17 protein-coding genes, 12 tRNA genes, 3 rRNA genes and 1 pseudogene are annotated in these 14,325 nt (G+C 34.8%); all 33 read left to right on the forward strand.

Going from position 1 to position 14,325, the window contains the following annotated elements; genetic code table 11:
- The first annotated feature begins 68 nt into the window (after positions 1 to 68).
- The 33 genes and pseudogenes from PSOL_RS00195 to PSOL_RS00355 all read left to right on the forward strand — a co-directional run bounded on the left by PSOL_RS00195 (position 69) and on the right by PSOL_RS00355 (position 14,320).
- Positions 69 to 1,601, forward strand: a 16S ribosomal RNA gene (locus PSOL_RS00195).
- Positions 1,602 to 1,668: 67 nt separating this feature from the next.
- Positions 1,669 to 1,745 (forward strand) — tRNA-Ile (locus tag PSOL_RS00200).
- Positions 1,746 to 1,806: 61 nt separating this feature from the next.
- Positions 1,807 to 4,653: ribosomal RNA gene (locus PSOL_RS00205) — 23S ribosomal RNA — on the forward strand.
- 30 nt (positions 4,654 to 4,683) lie between these two features.
- Positions 4,684 to 4,790 (forward strand): 5S ribosomal RNA (gene rrf, locus PSOL_RS00210).
- The 16S, 23S and 5S rRNA genes sit together here with 12 tRNA genes alongside, the layout of an rRNA operon.
- 29 nt (positions 4,791 to 4,819) lie before the next feature.
- Positions 4,820 to 4,895, forward strand: a tRNA-Val gene (locus tag PSOL_RS00215).
- A gap of 20 nt (positions 4,896 to 4,915) precedes the next feature.
- A tRNA-Thr gene (locus tag PSOL_RS00220) sits at positions 4,916 to 4,991 on the forward strand.
- Positions 4,992 to 4,994: 3 nt separating this feature from the next.
- Positions 4,995 to 5,070: transfer RNA gene (locus PSOL_RS00225), tRNA-Lys, on the forward strand.
- Between the two features lie 14 nt (positions 5,071 to 5,084).
- Positions 5,085 to 5,170: transfer RNA gene (locus PSOL_RS00230), tRNA-Leu, on the forward strand.
- A gap of 5 nt (positions 5,171 to 5,175) precedes the next feature.
- Positions 5,176 to 5,251, forward strand: a tRNA-Ala gene (locus tag PSOL_RS00235).
- A 42-nt stretch (positions 5,252 to 5,293) separates the two neighbouring features.
- A tRNA-Met gene (locus PSOL_RS00240) sits at positions 5,294 to 5,370 on the forward strand.
- A gap of 2 nt (positions 5,371 to 5,372) precedes the next feature.
- A tRNA-Ile gene (locus tag PSOL_RS00245) sits at positions 5,373 to 5,448 on the forward strand.
- 6 nt (positions 5,449 to 5,454) lie between these two features.
- Positions 5,455 to 5,545, forward strand: a tRNA-Ser gene (locus tag PSOL_RS00250).
- Positions 5,546 to 5,570: 25 nt separating this feature from the next.
- Positions 5,571 to 5,647 (forward strand) — tRNA-Met (locus tag PSOL_RS00255).
- 7 nt (positions 5,648 to 5,654) lie between these two features.
- A tRNA-Asp gene (locus PSOL_RS00260) sits at positions 5,655 to 5,730 on the forward strand.
- A gap of 10 nt (positions 5,731 to 5,740) precedes the next feature.
- A tRNA-Phe gene (locus PSOL_RS00265) sits at positions 5,741 to 5,816 on the forward strand.
- A gap of 488 nt (positions 5,817 to 6,304) precedes the next feature.
- Positions 6,305 to 6,941: pseudogene (locus PSOL_RS00270) on the forward strand (sigma-70 family RNA polymerase sigma factor).
- Positions 6,942 to 6,945: 4 nt separating this feature from the next.
- Entirely contained in the window at positions 6,946 to 7,260 is a 315-nt protein-coding gene (locus PSOL_RS00275; protein ID WP_349401980.1) for a single-stranded DNA-binding protein, read from the forward strand.
- A gap of 88 nt (positions 7,261 to 7,348) precedes the next feature.
- Positions 7,349 to 7,540: a hypothetical protein gene (locus tag PSOL_RS00280; RefSeq protein WP_349401981.1), complete on the forward strand. Its 192-nt coding sequence runs from the start codon at positions 7,349 to 7,351 to the stop codon at positions 7,538 to 7,540.
- Positions 7,530 to 7,682: a DNA adenine methylase gene (locus PSOL_RS00285; RefSeq protein ID WP_349401982.1), complete on the forward strand. Its 153-nt coding sequence runs from the start codon at positions 7,530 to 7,532 to the stop codon at positions 7,680 to 7,682. Before PSOL_RS00280 ends, PSOL_RS00285 begins: the two co-directional genes overlap by 11 nt.
- A 13-nt stretch (positions 7,683 to 7,695) precedes the next feature.
- Positions 7,696 to 8,343, forward strand: a complete 648-nt coding sequence (locus PSOL_RS00290; protein ID WP_349402206.1) for a DNA adenine methylase — start codon at positions 7,696 to 7,698, stop codon at positions 8,341 to 8,343.
- Between the two features lie 19 nt (positions 8,344 to 8,362).
- Entirely contained in the window at positions 8,363 to 8,563 is a 201-nt protein-coding gene (locus PSOL_RS00295; RefSeq protein WP_349401983.1) for a hypothetical protein, read from the forward strand.
- Positions 8,560 to 9,114, forward strand: coding sequence for a Panacea domain-containing protein (locus PSOL_RS00300; RefSeq protein ID WP_349401984.1), 555 nt, complete (start codon positions 8,560 to 8,562; stop codon positions 9,112 to 9,114). Before PSOL_RS00295 ends, PSOL_RS00300 begins: the two co-directional genes overlap by 4 nt.
- Before the next feature lie 31 nt (positions 9,115 to 9,145).
- Positions 9,146 to 9,313, forward strand: coding sequence for a DUF2963 domain-containing protein (locus PSOL_RS00305; protein WP_349401985.1), 168 nt, complete (start codon positions 9,146 to 9,148; stop codon positions 9,311 to 9,313).
- Positions 9,262 to 9,447, forward strand: coding sequence for a DUF2963 domain-containing protein (locus tag PSOL_RS00310; RefSeq protein WP_349401986.1), 186 nt, complete (start codon positions 9,262 to 9,264; stop codon positions 9,445 to 9,447). Before PSOL_RS00305 ends, PSOL_RS00310 begins: the two co-directional genes overlap by 52 nt.
- A gap of 17 nt (positions 9,448 to 9,464) precedes the next feature.
- Positions 9,465 to 9,737 carry a hypothetical protein gene (locus PSOL_RS00315; RefSeq protein ID WP_349401987.1) on the forward strand — a complete coding sequence of 91 codons (273 nt, stop codon included), beginning with the start codon at positions 9,465 to 9,467 and terminating at the stop codon, positions 9,735 to 9,737.
- Entirely contained in the window at positions 9,734 to 10,024 is a 291-nt protein-coding gene (locus PSOL_RS00320; RefSeq protein ID WP_349401988.1) for an HU family DNA-binding protein, read from the forward strand. Before PSOL_RS00315 ends, PSOL_RS00320 begins: the two co-directional genes overlap by 4 nt.
- A 206-nt stretch (positions 10,025 to 10,230) precedes the next feature.
- Positions 10,231 to 10,593, forward strand: coding sequence for a hypothetical protein (locus PSOL_RS00325; protein WP_349401989.1), 363 nt, complete (start codon positions 10,231 to 10,233; stop codon positions 10,591 to 10,593).
- A gap of 108 nt (positions 10,594 to 10,701) precedes the next feature.
- On the forward strand, positions 10,702 to 10,890 hold the full coding sequence (locus PSOL_RS00330) for a hypothetical protein (protein WP_349401990.1): 189 nt from the start codon (positions 10,702 to 10,704) through the stop codon (positions 10,888 to 10,890).
- Between the two features lie 42 nt (positions 10,891 to 10,932).
- Positions 10,933 to 11,412: a hypothetical protein gene (locus PSOL_RS00335; RefSeq protein ID WP_349401991.1), complete on the forward strand. Its 480-nt coding sequence runs from the start codon at positions 10,933 to 10,935 to the stop codon at positions 11,410 to 11,412.
- Positions 11,413 to 11,704: 292 nt separating this feature from the next.
- Positions 11,705 to 12,109, forward strand: coding sequence for a hypothetical protein (locus tag PSOL_RS00340; protein ID WP_349401992.1), 405 nt, complete (start codon positions 11,705 to 11,707; stop codon positions 12,107 to 12,109).
- 39 nt (positions 12,110 to 12,148) lie between these two features.
- A complete protein-coding gene (locus tag PSOL_RS00345) occupies positions 12,149 to 12,721 on the forward strand; it encodes a DUF2963 domain-containing protein (protein WP_349401993.1) in 573 nt (190 codons plus the stop codon).
- A gap of 35 nt (positions 12,722 to 12,756) precedes the next feature.
- Entirely contained in the window at positions 12,757 to 13,077 is a 321-nt protein-coding gene (locus PSOL_RS00350; protein ID WP_349401994.1) for a hypothetical protein, read from the forward strand.
- Between the two features lie 13 nt (positions 13,078 to 13,090).
- Complete coding sequence (locus tag PSOL_RS00355; RefSeq protein ID WP_349401995.1) at positions 13,091 to 14,320, forward strand: ATP-binding protein; 1,230 nt, start codon at positions 13,091 to 13,093, stop codon at positions 14,318 to 14,320.
- Positions 14,321 to 14,325: the final 5 nt, after the last annotated feature.

The raw sequence follows: 14,325 nt of genomic DNA on the forward strand, positions 1-14,325 counted from the left end.
GATGCTTAAATTATTATTTTATTTTAATTAAAAGTCTTTTTAATTAACTAGTTTGATTGAAAAGCAAAAAAACGAAGAGTTTGATCCTGGCTCAGGATTAACGCTGGCGGCATGCCTAATACATGCAAGTCGAACGGAAGTTTAAGCAATTAAACTTTAGTGGCGAACGGGTGAGTAACGCGTAAGCAATCTGCCCCTAAGACGAGAATAACAGTTGGAAACGACTGCTAAGACTGGATAGGAGATAAGAAGGCATCTTCTTGTTTTTAAAAGACCTAGCAATAGGTATGCTTAGGGAAGAGCTTGCGTCACATTAGTTAGTTGGTGGGGTAAAAGCCTACCAAGACGATGATGTGTAGCCGGGCTGAGAGGTCAAACGGCCACATTGGGACTGAGACACGGCCCAAACTCCTACGGGAGGCAGCAGTAAGGAATTTTCGGCAATGGAGGAAACTCTGACCGAGCAATGCCGCGTGAACGATGAAGTATTTCGGTACGTAAAGTTCTTTTATTAGGGAAGAAAAAATGGTGGAAAAACCATTATGACGGTACCTAATGAATAAGCCCCGGCTAACTATGTGCCAGCAGCCGCGGTAATACATAGGGGGCAAGCGTTATCCGGAATTATTGGGCGTAAAGGGTGCGTAGGCGGTTAAATAAGTTTATGGTCTAAGTGCAATGCTTAACGTTGTGATGCTATAAAAACTGTTTAGCTAGAGTTGGATAGAGGCAAGTGGAATTCCATGTGTAGTGGTAAAATGCGTAAATATATGGAGGAACACCAGGAGCGAAGGCGGCTTGCTGGGTCTTAACTGACGCTGAGGCACGAAAGCGTGGGGAGCAAACAGGATTAGATACCCTGGTAGTCCACGCCCTAAACGATGAGTACTAAACGTTGGGTAAAACCAGTGTTGAAGTTAACACATTAAGTACTCCGCCTGAGTAGTACGTACGCAAGTATGAAACTTAAAGGAATTGACGGGACTCCGCACAAGCGGTGGATCATGTTGTTTAATTCGAAGGTACCCGAAAAACCTCACCAGGTCTTGACATGCTTTTGCAAAGTTGTAGAAATACAGTGGAGGTTATCAGAAGCACAGGTGGTGCATGGTTGTCGTCAGCTCGTGTCGTGAGATGTTGGGTTAAGTCCCGCAACGAGCGCAACCCTTGTTGTTAATTGCCATCATTAAGTTGGGGACTTTAGCAAGACTGCCAGTGATAAATTGGAGGAAGGTGGGGACGACGTCAAATCATCATGCCCCTTATGACCTGGGCTACAAACGTGATACAATGGCTGTTACAAAGGGTAGCTAAAGCGTAAGCTTCTGGCGAATCTCAAAAAAGCAGTCTCAGTTCGGATTGAAGTCTGCAACTCGACTTCATGAAGTTGGAATCGCTAGTAATCGCGAATCAGCATGTCGCGGTGAATACGTTCTCGGGGTTTGTACACACCGCCCGTCAAACCACGAAAGTTGGCAATACCCAAAGCCGGTGGCCTAACTTGAGCAATCAAGAGGGAGCCGTCTAAGGTAGGGTTGATGATTGGGGTTAAGTCGTAACAAGGTATCCCTACCGGAAGGTGGGGATGGATCACCTCCTTTCTAAGGATTAAAGTTATCATCTTCAGTTTTGAGAGACTTAAGAAAGTTTTTCATTTTTTTAAGATTCGGGCCTATAGCTCAGTTGGTTAGAGCACACGCCTGATAAGCGTGAGGTCGGTGGTTCAAGTCCATTTAGGCCCACCAAAATAGGTCATATCTTAAAAAAAGCTCTTTGAAAAGTAGATAAACAATAAAGGTTAAAAAAATCAAAGGAACTAAGGGCGCACAGTGGATGCCTTGGCACTAAGAGCTGATGAAGGACGCAATTAACGGCGATACGCCACGGGAAGCTGTAAATAAGTGGAGATCCGTGGATTTCCGAATGGGGCAACCCGTTGCATTGAAGATGCATCATCCTTGAAAAAGGAAGGAAACGCAGCGAACTGAAATATCTAAGTAACTGCAGGAAAAGAAAGTAATAACGATTCTGGTAGTAGTGACGAGCGAACCCGGAAAAGCCAGATACCATTTCTAGTTACCAAGTTTTTGTCAAGTAGAAGCTTTTGGAAAGAAGCACCAAAGAAGGTGACAGTCCCGTAAACGTAAGCAAAGACCTAGGGTATCAATAAGTACGGCGAGACACGAGAAATCTTGTTGGAAGATGGGAGGACCATCTCCTAAGGCTAAATACTACTTAGTGACCGATAGTGAACTAGTACCGTGAGGGAAAGGTGAAAAGAACCCCGAAAGGGGAGTGAAATAGATCCTGAAACTGTGTGCCTACAATTAGTCAAAGCTCGTTAATGAGTAATGGCTTGCCTTTTGCAGAATGAACCGGCGAGTTATGATATGGAGCAAGGTTAAGTTTGAAGGAACGGAGCCGTAGTGAAAGCGAGTCTTAATAGGGCGTTAAGTTGCATGTCATAGACCCGAAACTGAAGTGAGCTAGCCATGAGCAGGTTGAAGTTTAGGTAAAACTAAATGGAGGACCGAACCAGGACACGTTGAAAAGTGTTTGGATGACTTGTGGCTAGGGGTGAAATTCCAATCGAACTCAGAGATAGCTGGTTCTCCCCGAAATAGCTTTAGGGCTAGCGTTGATTTGGTTATTTGGTGAAGGTAGAGCACTGAATGAGTAAGGGCTCCACCTCGGGGTACCGAACTCAATCAAACTCCGAATGTTATCAAATAAAATCAGCAGTCAGACTGTGGGTGATAAGGTCCATGGTCAAAAGGGAAAGAGCCCAGACCGTCAGCTAAGGTCCCAAAATTGATGTTAAGTGGCAAAGGAAGTGAAGACGTTTAAACAACTAGGAGGTTGGCTTAGAAGCAGCCATCCTTTAAAGAGTGCGTAATAGCTCACTAGTCGAATGACTCTGCGCCGAAAATGTACCGGGGCTAAAACATCATACCGAAGCTACGGATTGAAATAACTTTCGAGTTAATTTGATGGTAGGGGAAGCGTTCTGACATCAGTGAAGCCATAGCGGAAGCAGTGGTGGAGAGGTCAGAAGTGAGAATGCCGGTGTAAGTAACGAAAAGATAGGTGAGAATCCTATCCGTCAAAAACCCAAGGTTTCCAGGGCCAGGTTCGTCCTCCCTGGGTTAGTCGGGTCCTAAGGTGAGGGAGAAATCCGTAGCCGATGGCAAACAGGCTGAAATTCCTGTACTAGTTAATCAACTGATGGAGGGACAAAGCAGGCTAAACACGCCCTTAATCGGATTAGGGTAGAAAAACTAAGTCTGAGAAAATAGGTAAATCCGTTTTCTCATTCAAAGATGAGGTTTAAAAGTAAAGTGATTGATGTCATACTTTCAAGAAAAGCTTCTAGGGTTAATTGATTAACTACCCGTACCGTAAACCGACACAGGTGGGAAGGTAGAGTATACTAAGACGCGCGAGCAAACTCTTGTTAAGGAACTCGGCAAAATGACTCCGTAACTTCGGGATAAGGAGAGCTTTTATTAAAACTAAAAGCCGCAGAGAATAGGCCCAAGCGACTGTTTATCAAAAACATAGGTCTCTGCTAAACCGTAAGGTGATGTATAGGGGCTGATGCCTGCCCGGTGCTGGAAGATTAAAAGGAGATGTCAGGTAACGAAGCATTGAATTGAAGTCCCAGTAAACGGCGGCCGTAACTATAACGGTCCTAAGGTAGCGAAATTCCTTGTCGGGTAAATTCCGACCCGCACGAAAGGCATAACGATTTGGGCGCTGTCTCAACAAGAGCCTCGGTGAAATCAAATTACCGGTGAAAATGCCGGTTACCCGCGACAGGACGAAAAGACCCCATGGAGCTTTACTGCAACTTAATATTGAAATTGAAAATAGGATGTACAGGATAGGTGGGAGACTGTGAACAAAAGACGTTAGTTTTTTGGGAGTCACCCTTGGGATACCACCCTTGCTATTTTTAGTTTCTAACCTGTGCAAGTGGATTGCAAGGGACAGTGTTTGGTGGGCAGTTTGACTGGGGCGGTCGCCTCCTAAAGAGTAACGGAGGCGTTCGAAGGTTCCCTCAAAATGGTTGGAAATCATTTGTAGAGCATAAAGGCATAAGGGAGCTTGACTGCGAGACTTACAAGTCGAGCAGGGACGAAAGTCGGACTTAGTGATCTTACGGTACCGAATGGAAGGGCCGTGACTCAACGGATAAAAGCTACCCTGGGGATAACAGGCTTATCGCTTCCAAGCGTTCACAGCGACGAAGCGGTTTGGCACCTCGATGTCGGCTCATCACATCCTGGAGCTGAAGAAGGTTCCAAGGGTTGGGCTGTTCGCCCATTAAAGTGGAACGCGAGCTGGGTTCAGAACGTCGTGAGACAGTTCGGTCTCTATCCGTCGTGGGCGTTGGAAATTTGAAAGGAACTGTCCCTAGTATGAGAAGACCGGGATGGATATACCGCTGGTGTTTCAGTTGGTTCGCCAGAGCCACAGCTGAGTAGCTATGTATAGAAGGGATAAACACTGAAAGCATCTAAGTGTGAAGCCTCCCTTAAGATGAGATTTCCCTATGAGATCCCTGAAAGACGATCAGGTTGATAGGCTAGGGGTGTAAGAAGAGTGATCTTTTTAGCTGACTAGTACTAATAGATCCATTGACTTTGATTTTTTAACCTGTTTATCTAGTTTTGAAAGATCCTTGGTGCATAAAACTAAGGGGCAACACCTGTTTCCATCCCGAACACAGCAGTTAAGTCCTTAGTACTGACAATAGTTTTTACGAACGAAGATAGGGAGTGCCAAGGTTTGCTTTAATAAAAAAAAGAATAAAAAAAGAGGATTAGCTCAGCTGGGAGAGCGTCTGCCTTACAAGCAGAATGTCGGGGGTTCGAGTCCCTCATCCTCTACCATCTTTTTTTATTGTTTTTTTGCCAAAATAGCTCAATCGGTAGAGCAACTGATTTGTAATCAGTAGGTTACGGGTTCGATTCCTGTTTTTGGCACCAATTGTCCCGTTAGCTCAGCTGGTAGAGCACTTGACTTTTAATCAAGGTGTCGAAGGTTCGAATCCTTCACGGGATACCATACAACCAATGACTGCCTGGATGGTGGAATCGGTAGACACGTGGGACTTAAAATCCCATGGTTTATAGCCGTGTCGGTTCAAGTCCGACTCCAGGTACCATTTTAGGGGCTTTAGCTCAGCTGGAAGAGCATCTGTCTTGCACACAGAAGGTCAGCGGTTCGATCCCGCTAAGCTCCACCAATATAAAATAAATATTAATATTCATTTTCTTTGTTAATTAATGGCGGTGTAGCTCAGCTGGCAAGAGTACACGGTTCATACCCGTGGGGTCGAGGGTTCGAATCCCTCTGCCGCTACCAACGGACCTGTAGCTCAGTCGGCAGAGCTACCGGCTCATAACCGGTTGGTCGTAGGTTCGAATCCTACCGGGTCCACCATTTTTTGGAGGAATACCCAAGTCCGGTTGAAGGGGTCAGTCTTGAAAACTGAGAGGTCCGCAAGGGCGCGGGGGTTCGAATCCCTCTTCCTCCGCCATTAAAAAAATTATATTTATATATATCGCGGGATAGAGCAGTTTGGTAGCTCGTCGGGCTCATAATCCGAAGGTCGTAGGTTCAAATCCTTCTCCCGCAACCAAAAAAAAGGTCCGGTGGTGTAGTGGTTAACATGTTTGCCTGTCACGCAGGAGATCGCGGGTTCAAGTCCCGTCCGGACCGCCAATATAATTCAGGCTCTGTAGCTCAGTCGGTAGAGCAGTGGCCTGAAGAGCCTCGTGTCGGCAGTTCGATTCTGCCCGGAGCCACCATATTATTTTCTGATTTTGTTTTTTAACTATATCTTTCTTAAGCCAACAAACAAGTAGCCTTTGGGCTACTTTTATTTTTTTTATTATATTTTATATGTTGTAAATAAAGTAATTACAATTTCAATTAGTGATAAAATTTATTTTACTTTTTTTCTTTAAATAAAATCATTTTCATTTTTTTTGTAATGTTAAAGTTAAAAAAATATTTATTTGTAATTATTATGTTAATAGCGATAGATTAATTGCGTTTTATTCAGCGATTTGTCTTTGCTGTTTTATTTATACAATTAGCCCCCGTCCAAACCGTGCGAGCAAGTTTCCAAGCATACGGTTTTCCCTATTTATCCCTCTGCACTGTTCCAAAACTTTAGACACTTTTTATTTTTTAAAAAATCTTTAAGACTAACTATTAAGTTAGTCTTTTTTTGTTTTAAAGACTAAAAAATAATTTCATATCTTTTCTAAAAACGTTTTTAGAAAGGATTAAAATGTTAAGACAAAAATTATTTAAAGATTTTTTAAAAAATAAAAAGAATTTAGAGGCCCGCAATCAATTAATTGAACTTCATTATCCGTTAGCAAAAAAATTATCAAACAAATTTAATTTCTATCCGCGAGTTTTGACTAAAGAGGATTTATACCAGGAAGGGATTTTAGGTTTAATCAAAGCCCTAAATAATTACCATGACTTAGGTTACGACTTTTATCGCCTACGCTACTCCCACCATCAAATCGGAAATCCGCGAATTAATAAGAAAAAGCCATTCCCCTTCAATCCCCCAAAAAACCACCAAACCAAGAAATATCAGTTTTAACGAAAACCAACACTCACAACAAACAATTTACGACAAAATCCCCAATCCGCATCAATTATGGTTAAAACAAGTAAAACACGAATTATTAATAAAAAAATTAAAAACCAAACTAAGTAAAAATGAATTCAACGTTATTTGTTTGAGTTTTGGCGTTACTACAAAAAACATTAACGACACACATCAACCAACATATACAAATCAAGAAATAGCTACAAAATTAAATTTAACTTTAAAACAAATAGAAAAATTAAAAGAACACGCCATTCAAAAACTAACCCCAAATAATAAAAAAAATAAGGAGAAAATATAAAAAAATGTTAAACAAAGTTCAATTAATCGGCAATATCGCCCATAACTTAGAAAAACAATACATTAATAGTAACAACGAACAAATACCAAAAATAGATTTCAATTTAGCAATCAACAACAAGGATAAAGTACAATACACCCCTTGTGTGGTTTTTAGAACTCAGGCCGAAAACTGCCACAAATACCTACATAAAGGTTCAAAAATATATGTCGAAGGCACCCTATCAATCCAAAAATATACCACCCTCGAAGGCCAAACACGAACTACCACCAAAATAATTATCCAAAACGTTATCTTTTTAGATAATAAATCCAAATAATATTTACAAAACCAAGTCCCTAAAAGGACTTTTTTTATACCCAAATCAAAGATAAGTAATTTAACAAATTAATTTAAGGAGTAAGTAAATGAACTTAAAACCAAAAAATATTTTAATTATTTTAACTTTTACATATATCGGTTTTATAATTACAAACCTTATGATTTTATTTTTTGATTTTAATTTAGGGATCAAAGCCAACACAACAATAAGCCTTGTTTCTGATGTTGTTTTTTTAATTTATATTTGGTTAAAGGAGCAACGAAAAAATGAAAATTAATTGGATAGGGTGTAAAAAGAAAATGATTCCTCAATTATTAACCAAAATACCCTCAAATTACAACACCTATTACGAACCCTTTTTAGGAAGTGGGATATTATTTCAAACTTTAAACCCTAAAAAAAGCCATTTTAAACGATAATGATATTAATTTAATTCAACTTTGGCAAAACGCATTAAACGAACCAGTTTTATTTTGTAATAATGTTATTAATTTTGAAACCCAATTATATAAAACCAACAATCAACATTCACAAAAAGAAAACTATAAACTTTTATTAAATATTTTTAACAAAATGAATCCCTGCGTTGTTAAAAATTCATTTTTTTATGTATTATTGAAATATGCTTTTCGCGGCATTTTTAGATATCAAAAAAACGGAAAAATATATATGAGTTTTGGTTACAAAAACAAATTTAAAAGCCCAATTATTGATTTAGAAGAATTACAAAAAAATAAAAATAATTCCACCAATTCAAAAATTTTAAATATAGATTTTGAAAGCGTAATCAACCAATCACAAAGCAATGATTTTATATTTGTCGATCCACCATATTTTCGGAAAGACATCAAAGATAAAGCTTTTTATCAAAAAGCATTTACATTTGACAACCATATAAGACTTTATAAAACGTTAAAAAGCGCCCATCACCGTAATGTAAAATGGTTATACACCAATTATAATTCACCTGAAATAATCGAATTATTTAAAGATTTTAATATCACAACCGTCAAAACAACCACCTCACATTGTTTAACAAAAAGCAATATTTTAGAAGAAATTATTATCAGTAATTATTAAATTCCAAAGGAGAAATAATATGAAATTAAAAAACTCTTCATTTCCTATTTTTGCAACCACTATATACTCCTTATTAAGTACATTTTTTGTTTTCAAAATAATTGATTATTTTGAATTAAGTGCAAAAGCTGTATTTCACATTACAACATTTGGAATTTTGTTGCAAAATATTTTATTTTTAATATTAATTTCAATAAACCCAAAGGAGGAAAAAATATGAGCGATGGAATGTCAGAAGCGTATCATGGAACTTACTTTAAAGACCGATCAAAAAAACCAAAAAATCCAACTAAAAAGAAAAAAATTATGAATAATCAAAATAACGAAATCACTATTTTTGATGTCGCCAATTATATTATTAAAAAAAATAAGAGTGCCATCACAAATATGAAATTACAAAAATTAACTTATTATTGTTACGCTAAATATTTAGTTGAAAATAATCAACCAATTTTTAAAGAACCAATCGAAGCGTGGCTTCACGGTCCTGTTTTCCCTAATTTATATAATGAATTTAAACGTTATACCTACAAACCAATTTGTCACGGAACTAAAAAAGGAGAAGAAAAACACTTAACAAACGATCATCGTGTTTTAATCGATAGAATAATAGAATTATATGGAAATAAAGCGCCTACTAGTTTAACTAATGTGACGCATCAAGAAGCTCCTTGGCAATCAGCTTGGGATAATAACGAAGATTGGTCTAAAAACGTTATTAAAGATGAAATAATAAAAAATTATTTTATAAAAAATCTCAAAAAAATATAATAAATCAGATAAATAGGAGAAATAAAATAAAATGAATATAATTAAAGAAACAACCGATGAATATGGTTACAAAGTAATCCAAGAACTAGACCCCCAAACACGTAAACTAATCAAATCAACCACATTCCAACCTGACGGAAAATCAATTTGGATCATTTTGACGAATTTGACCCCCAAACAGGAACCAAAACCAAAATAATTTGGTTCCAACCCGACGGAAAATCAGTTTGGCGCATCCACGAATTCGACCCACAAACAGGAAAACACATAAAAATCCACTATTCAGACAGCGAATTTGTCAAAACCGAACAACAAAAATATAATAAAAATTAAACAAAAAGGAGAAAAAAATGGAAAAATACCAATCATTAACAAAAGAAGGGAAAAACTTAAACAAAATTAAATACGAATTACTAAAAAATGAAATAAATTCAACTATCATATGTTTAAAAGCATTACTTCCAATTAGTAAAGACGCGCAAGTTGTATTTTCTTTTAATTATGATAAAATGTATCAACAATTTAAAAATTTATATTTAATTCAAAAAGAAAGCGATGAATTAAAAATCCAATTTAATAAATTAAAAGAAATACTAAAAATAAAAGGAGAACCCAAAAAATGAATAAAAAAGAATTAATTAAAAAAATCGCCGAAATTAATAAAACCTCAATCACAAAAACTGAGGAATTTTATAACTCATTTGAATTTGCTTTGAATGAGGCAATAACATCCACCGCTGAAGTAGTTTTATCACCTTCTATCGGTAAATTTATTTTAAAATCAAGAAAAGCCTACATAGGAAGAAACCCTCAAACAGGTAAAAAACTAAAAATTCCTGCTAAAACAGTAGTAACTTTCAAACTTTCTAAAACCATCAAAGATTTAGTTAAAGAATTGGAATTAAATTAACAAAGAAAGCCACCGAAAATACCCAATTATCACAAAAGGCAAGAAAGAGAATAAATTATGAAAAACCCCATACCTAGCAACTCACTCTCTCCCACACGGTCGGAATGTGGTTAACTGTAAATAAAAGGATGACACAAAACATCTAATAAAACGCAATTGATCTATCCGTATTATTCTAAACAAAAAATAAGGAGAAATAAAATAAAATGAATAATAAAAAAATATTATTAGAGTTTTTGCCGTCCGTTACTTATTTGACAGGAGACGCACAATATTTAGATTATCACGAATTTGTAGAAGCTGTAAATGGTACTGTTTGGAATGTAGATGTTTCAGATGAAATTGAATATTCAAAAAATTTAACCGACAACAACAAACAAATAATCAACTCCTTTTTATCATCAATTCACGATTATTTTTATGAACTTCAAAACGACATTAGTAAAAATACGCTTGAATCACTTGATGATGAAATCAATAATTTATTTGATTATTGTAAAGATGAAAACATTGAAATTATCGATTTCATTGACGAAGACGATGCCAACGATGCCAACGATCATAAATAAAAAGCTAGTTTAAAACTAGCTTTTTTATTAAAAAAACTAAAAATATTGCCCTAAACAAGTCATAAAACTGTTTTAATTAAATAAATCATTAGAAAGGAGAAATAAAAAATGGAAAATAAACAAATATACGCATTCACAGCGGCTATTGTTGTGTCAGTAATCGTAGCTGTTTCAATTTGGTTTTTCCAACCATTTAAATCAGCAAAAGTGTCACAAACCAATTCAAATCCAACAGTTGAAAAATCAGACTCAACTAAAAAAGATGAAAAATCTAACGAAAACAAACAAAACAAATAAAAATAATGTCACCAAAACCAAACCAAGAAAGGAGGTGATTTGGTGCAAACTCAAGAAAACCAACCAACCAAACCCCACTTTACATTTATTTCTAATTTTATAGAAACAATTTATCTAATTTCAATCCAAGTTTTTATAATTTATTTAACAAAAATAACTTATCCAAATTTCAAAATAGAGGAATTAAAAAAGTTAAAATTAGAAATCATTCCTTTTGTTTCAATTATCGCGATCGTTTATTTCCAATTAAATGTTTTTTTAAAACTTACTAAATTATTCCAAGTTTCAAAAACCAAATCAGAAGCATTCAAAGAAATAAGAAAACAATATTTTAATCAATTAATCAAAAAATTTGAAAATAACGAAGCTCATAAAAAGCAAATAGCAAGTGAAGAAATGGAAAAAGTTAATAAAATATTATTACAAAAAAATAACGAACTAAATGAAAATTATAAAAAAATAACTAAATTAAACGAAGAAATAGCAAAATCAAAACTTCAATTAGAAACCAAAAAGAAATAAAACAAAAAATGAAACCAATCAAAAAAGAAACAACCAACCACTACGGTGAAAAAATAACCTCAATAAAACCTTCAAATACCTAACTAACTAAATAATTTTTTAACCAAAAAAAGAAAGGAAAAATCAAAAAAAATGAATAAACAAGAATTAAAAAAAACAAAAGAAAGAAATAAAAAATGTCAAAAACACAATTCAAAAACTTAAGTCAATTTTTTTTTAAATGGATTTTTTTTATAACAGTCCTATCAATTCCAATTATTATATTTTTTTACTCCCCAAAAAGTGATAAAACATGTTTAATTGGTTAATTAAATTCATAAATTATATTGAAACAATATTAAAATTAATTGTTGAATTTTGGCATCGCGAATCAAATTTCATAATTAGATTTATTTTAATTTATGTCATCATTTTACCAGTATTGTGGTCTATTCCAATTTTTGATGTAATTATAAATTTTTGTTTAAGATTTTTTGAAATATTTTTTAATTTTTTCACCTTTATTTTGAAAGGAATATCAAATTTCATTAAATTCATTTTTGGAATCAAACCAAAAACATTTTATTTAAAGCAAGGAAACATAAAAATTATTTTCGAAAGTGATATAAACGGAAAATTAAAAATCATAAAAAAAGAAATACTCCCAATAAATCAAACCAACGAAATAAAAGAATATGAAGAAATCACATTAAACTAACCGATGAACCAAACTAAAAATAAAAGGAGAATTAAAAAAATGCAAACAATAAAAAAAGAAACAACCAACGAATATGGTTACAAAGGAATCCAAGAACTAGACCCCCAATCAAATAAAGTAATCAAACAAACCACATTCCATTCCGACAATACAACAATTTGGTACATCGAAGAATTCGATCCTCAAACAGAATACCAAACCAAACAAACCTGGTACGGTTCTGATGGTAAAATCGAAGCCATCGCCAACTATAATCCTCAAACAGGATACCAAACCAAAGAAACCTATTACGGCTCCAATGGTAAAACAATTAGTTCCATCGACGAATATGACCCCAAAACAGGATACCAAACCAAAAAAACCGAATACAACTCCAATAGCACAACAATCGACTACATCATCGAATACAATCCTAAAACAAATAAACCAATCAAACAAACCACATTCCGCCCCAACGGCACAACAATTTGGTACATCACCGAATACAACCCCCAAACAGGAAACGAAACCAAATCAACCTACTACAAATCCGACGGCACAATTGAAGAGGTTGAAAATTTTCCCGAAGATGATGACGACCACGAATGCAATTGCGAATATTGTGGTTATTAAAATCAAAAATTAAATAAAGAAAGTGAGAAAATATTATGTCAAAAACGCCCCCTATAAAAAACAAACTCAAACCAAAAAAATCACCAATTATAAAAACAACTAAACAATCAACACAAACTATAACAAATCCAAAGGAGAACAAAAATATGAAATCACCAATAATAAATTATTTAAAAATTATCGCTTATGTAACTATCATTTTGCATTTTGTTTTCATTGTAGCAATAAACTACCACGACAACAAAATTCCCTTTTTACCAAAGTCCCAACCAAACGATATAAAAACTAGCCAAAAAGAAAATGATCCTAACCCAACCGAACAAACGAAAAAAAATAAAAATAATAATGAAAATTGAGGTCAAAAAAATTATGAAAAAAACAAATCAAAATATATTTAGTGTTTTGGTTGTTTTTTTGTTTATTTTAGGAATGCTTGGATGTGGGTTTATGCTATGGCAATATATTATAATAAAACCACCTCAAGAAAAGCAACTAAATACAACAAAAGAACTACCAAAACCAACAGAAGATAACCAAACCCAAGAAAACATTAATACTCAAGAAAACAACGATACTGATGAAACAAAATTGTTAAAAGATATTTTAGCCATGAAAATACCACAAGAAAAATTAAATAAAAAACCATCTTTAAATGATACTATCATTAGTCAAACAGCTGTTAGAGCTTTAAAAAGCTTGCAAAGTAAAATCATCGATCCACAAAGATTTTTAAATGCAGGCATTAAGTTCGAAAGTAATGGAGTATGTTTGTATGGTCCTCCTGGAAATGGTAAAACAATTGCTGTAGAATCTTTGGGAAAAGATTGTGGAATGCCTTTTTTCTTATGTAATGGTGGTGATTTTGCCGCCAAATATAAAGGGGTTGCACCTAAAAAAGTAAGGTTATTATGGCAACATTTAAGAAAAGAGGCACAAGAACACGGAGCATGCATTTTATTTGTAGATGAATCAGAAGATATTTTTACAGACATTTCCCAAATAGGAGAATCGTCATCTGACAATGCAGTTGTTGTAAATGAGTTTAAAACTGAAATGACATCGTTAGATAATGACCCAAAAAAACCTATTTTTGTGCTTTGCGCCACTAACCACGTTGACAAATTAGATAAAGCCATTTTATCACGTTTAGGAACTAAAATTGAAATCCCTAATTTGGATGTAGATTTAAGAGTTAAAATGTTGCAATTATTAGTTAAGTTTGGGGCTAAAATTAGTCCAACAGCTCAAAATCAATTTAAACAAATAGCACAAAGAATAGAAGGTTTAAAACATAATGATTTAATTAAAAGTGCTCGTGGCTGTAAAAACTTTGTTAATGATGTTAAAATATACGCTTTAGAAGCACACAACCGCGAAGTGGCAATAATAGAAGATTTTAACGTTATTTTAAATCGTTTATTTGAAGATGATGCGGCTCAAGAGGCAAAAGTTCAAAAAGCCCAAGAAGAAGAAGAAAAAAAAAGTATTGAATCTTTAAGAAAACAAAAAAGAATCAATGAGTTAATTTATCCACCAACACCACAACAGCCACAAGATGACCCATTTTTAAAGGCATTACAAAATATAAAACCAGAATAAGAAAG

It is taken from the genome of Candidatus Phytoplasma solani, from assembly GCF_040126175.1.
Taxonomy (GTDB): Bacteria; Bacillota_I; Bacilli_A; order Acholeplasmatales; family Acholeplasmataceae; genus Phytoplasma; species Phytoplasma solani_A.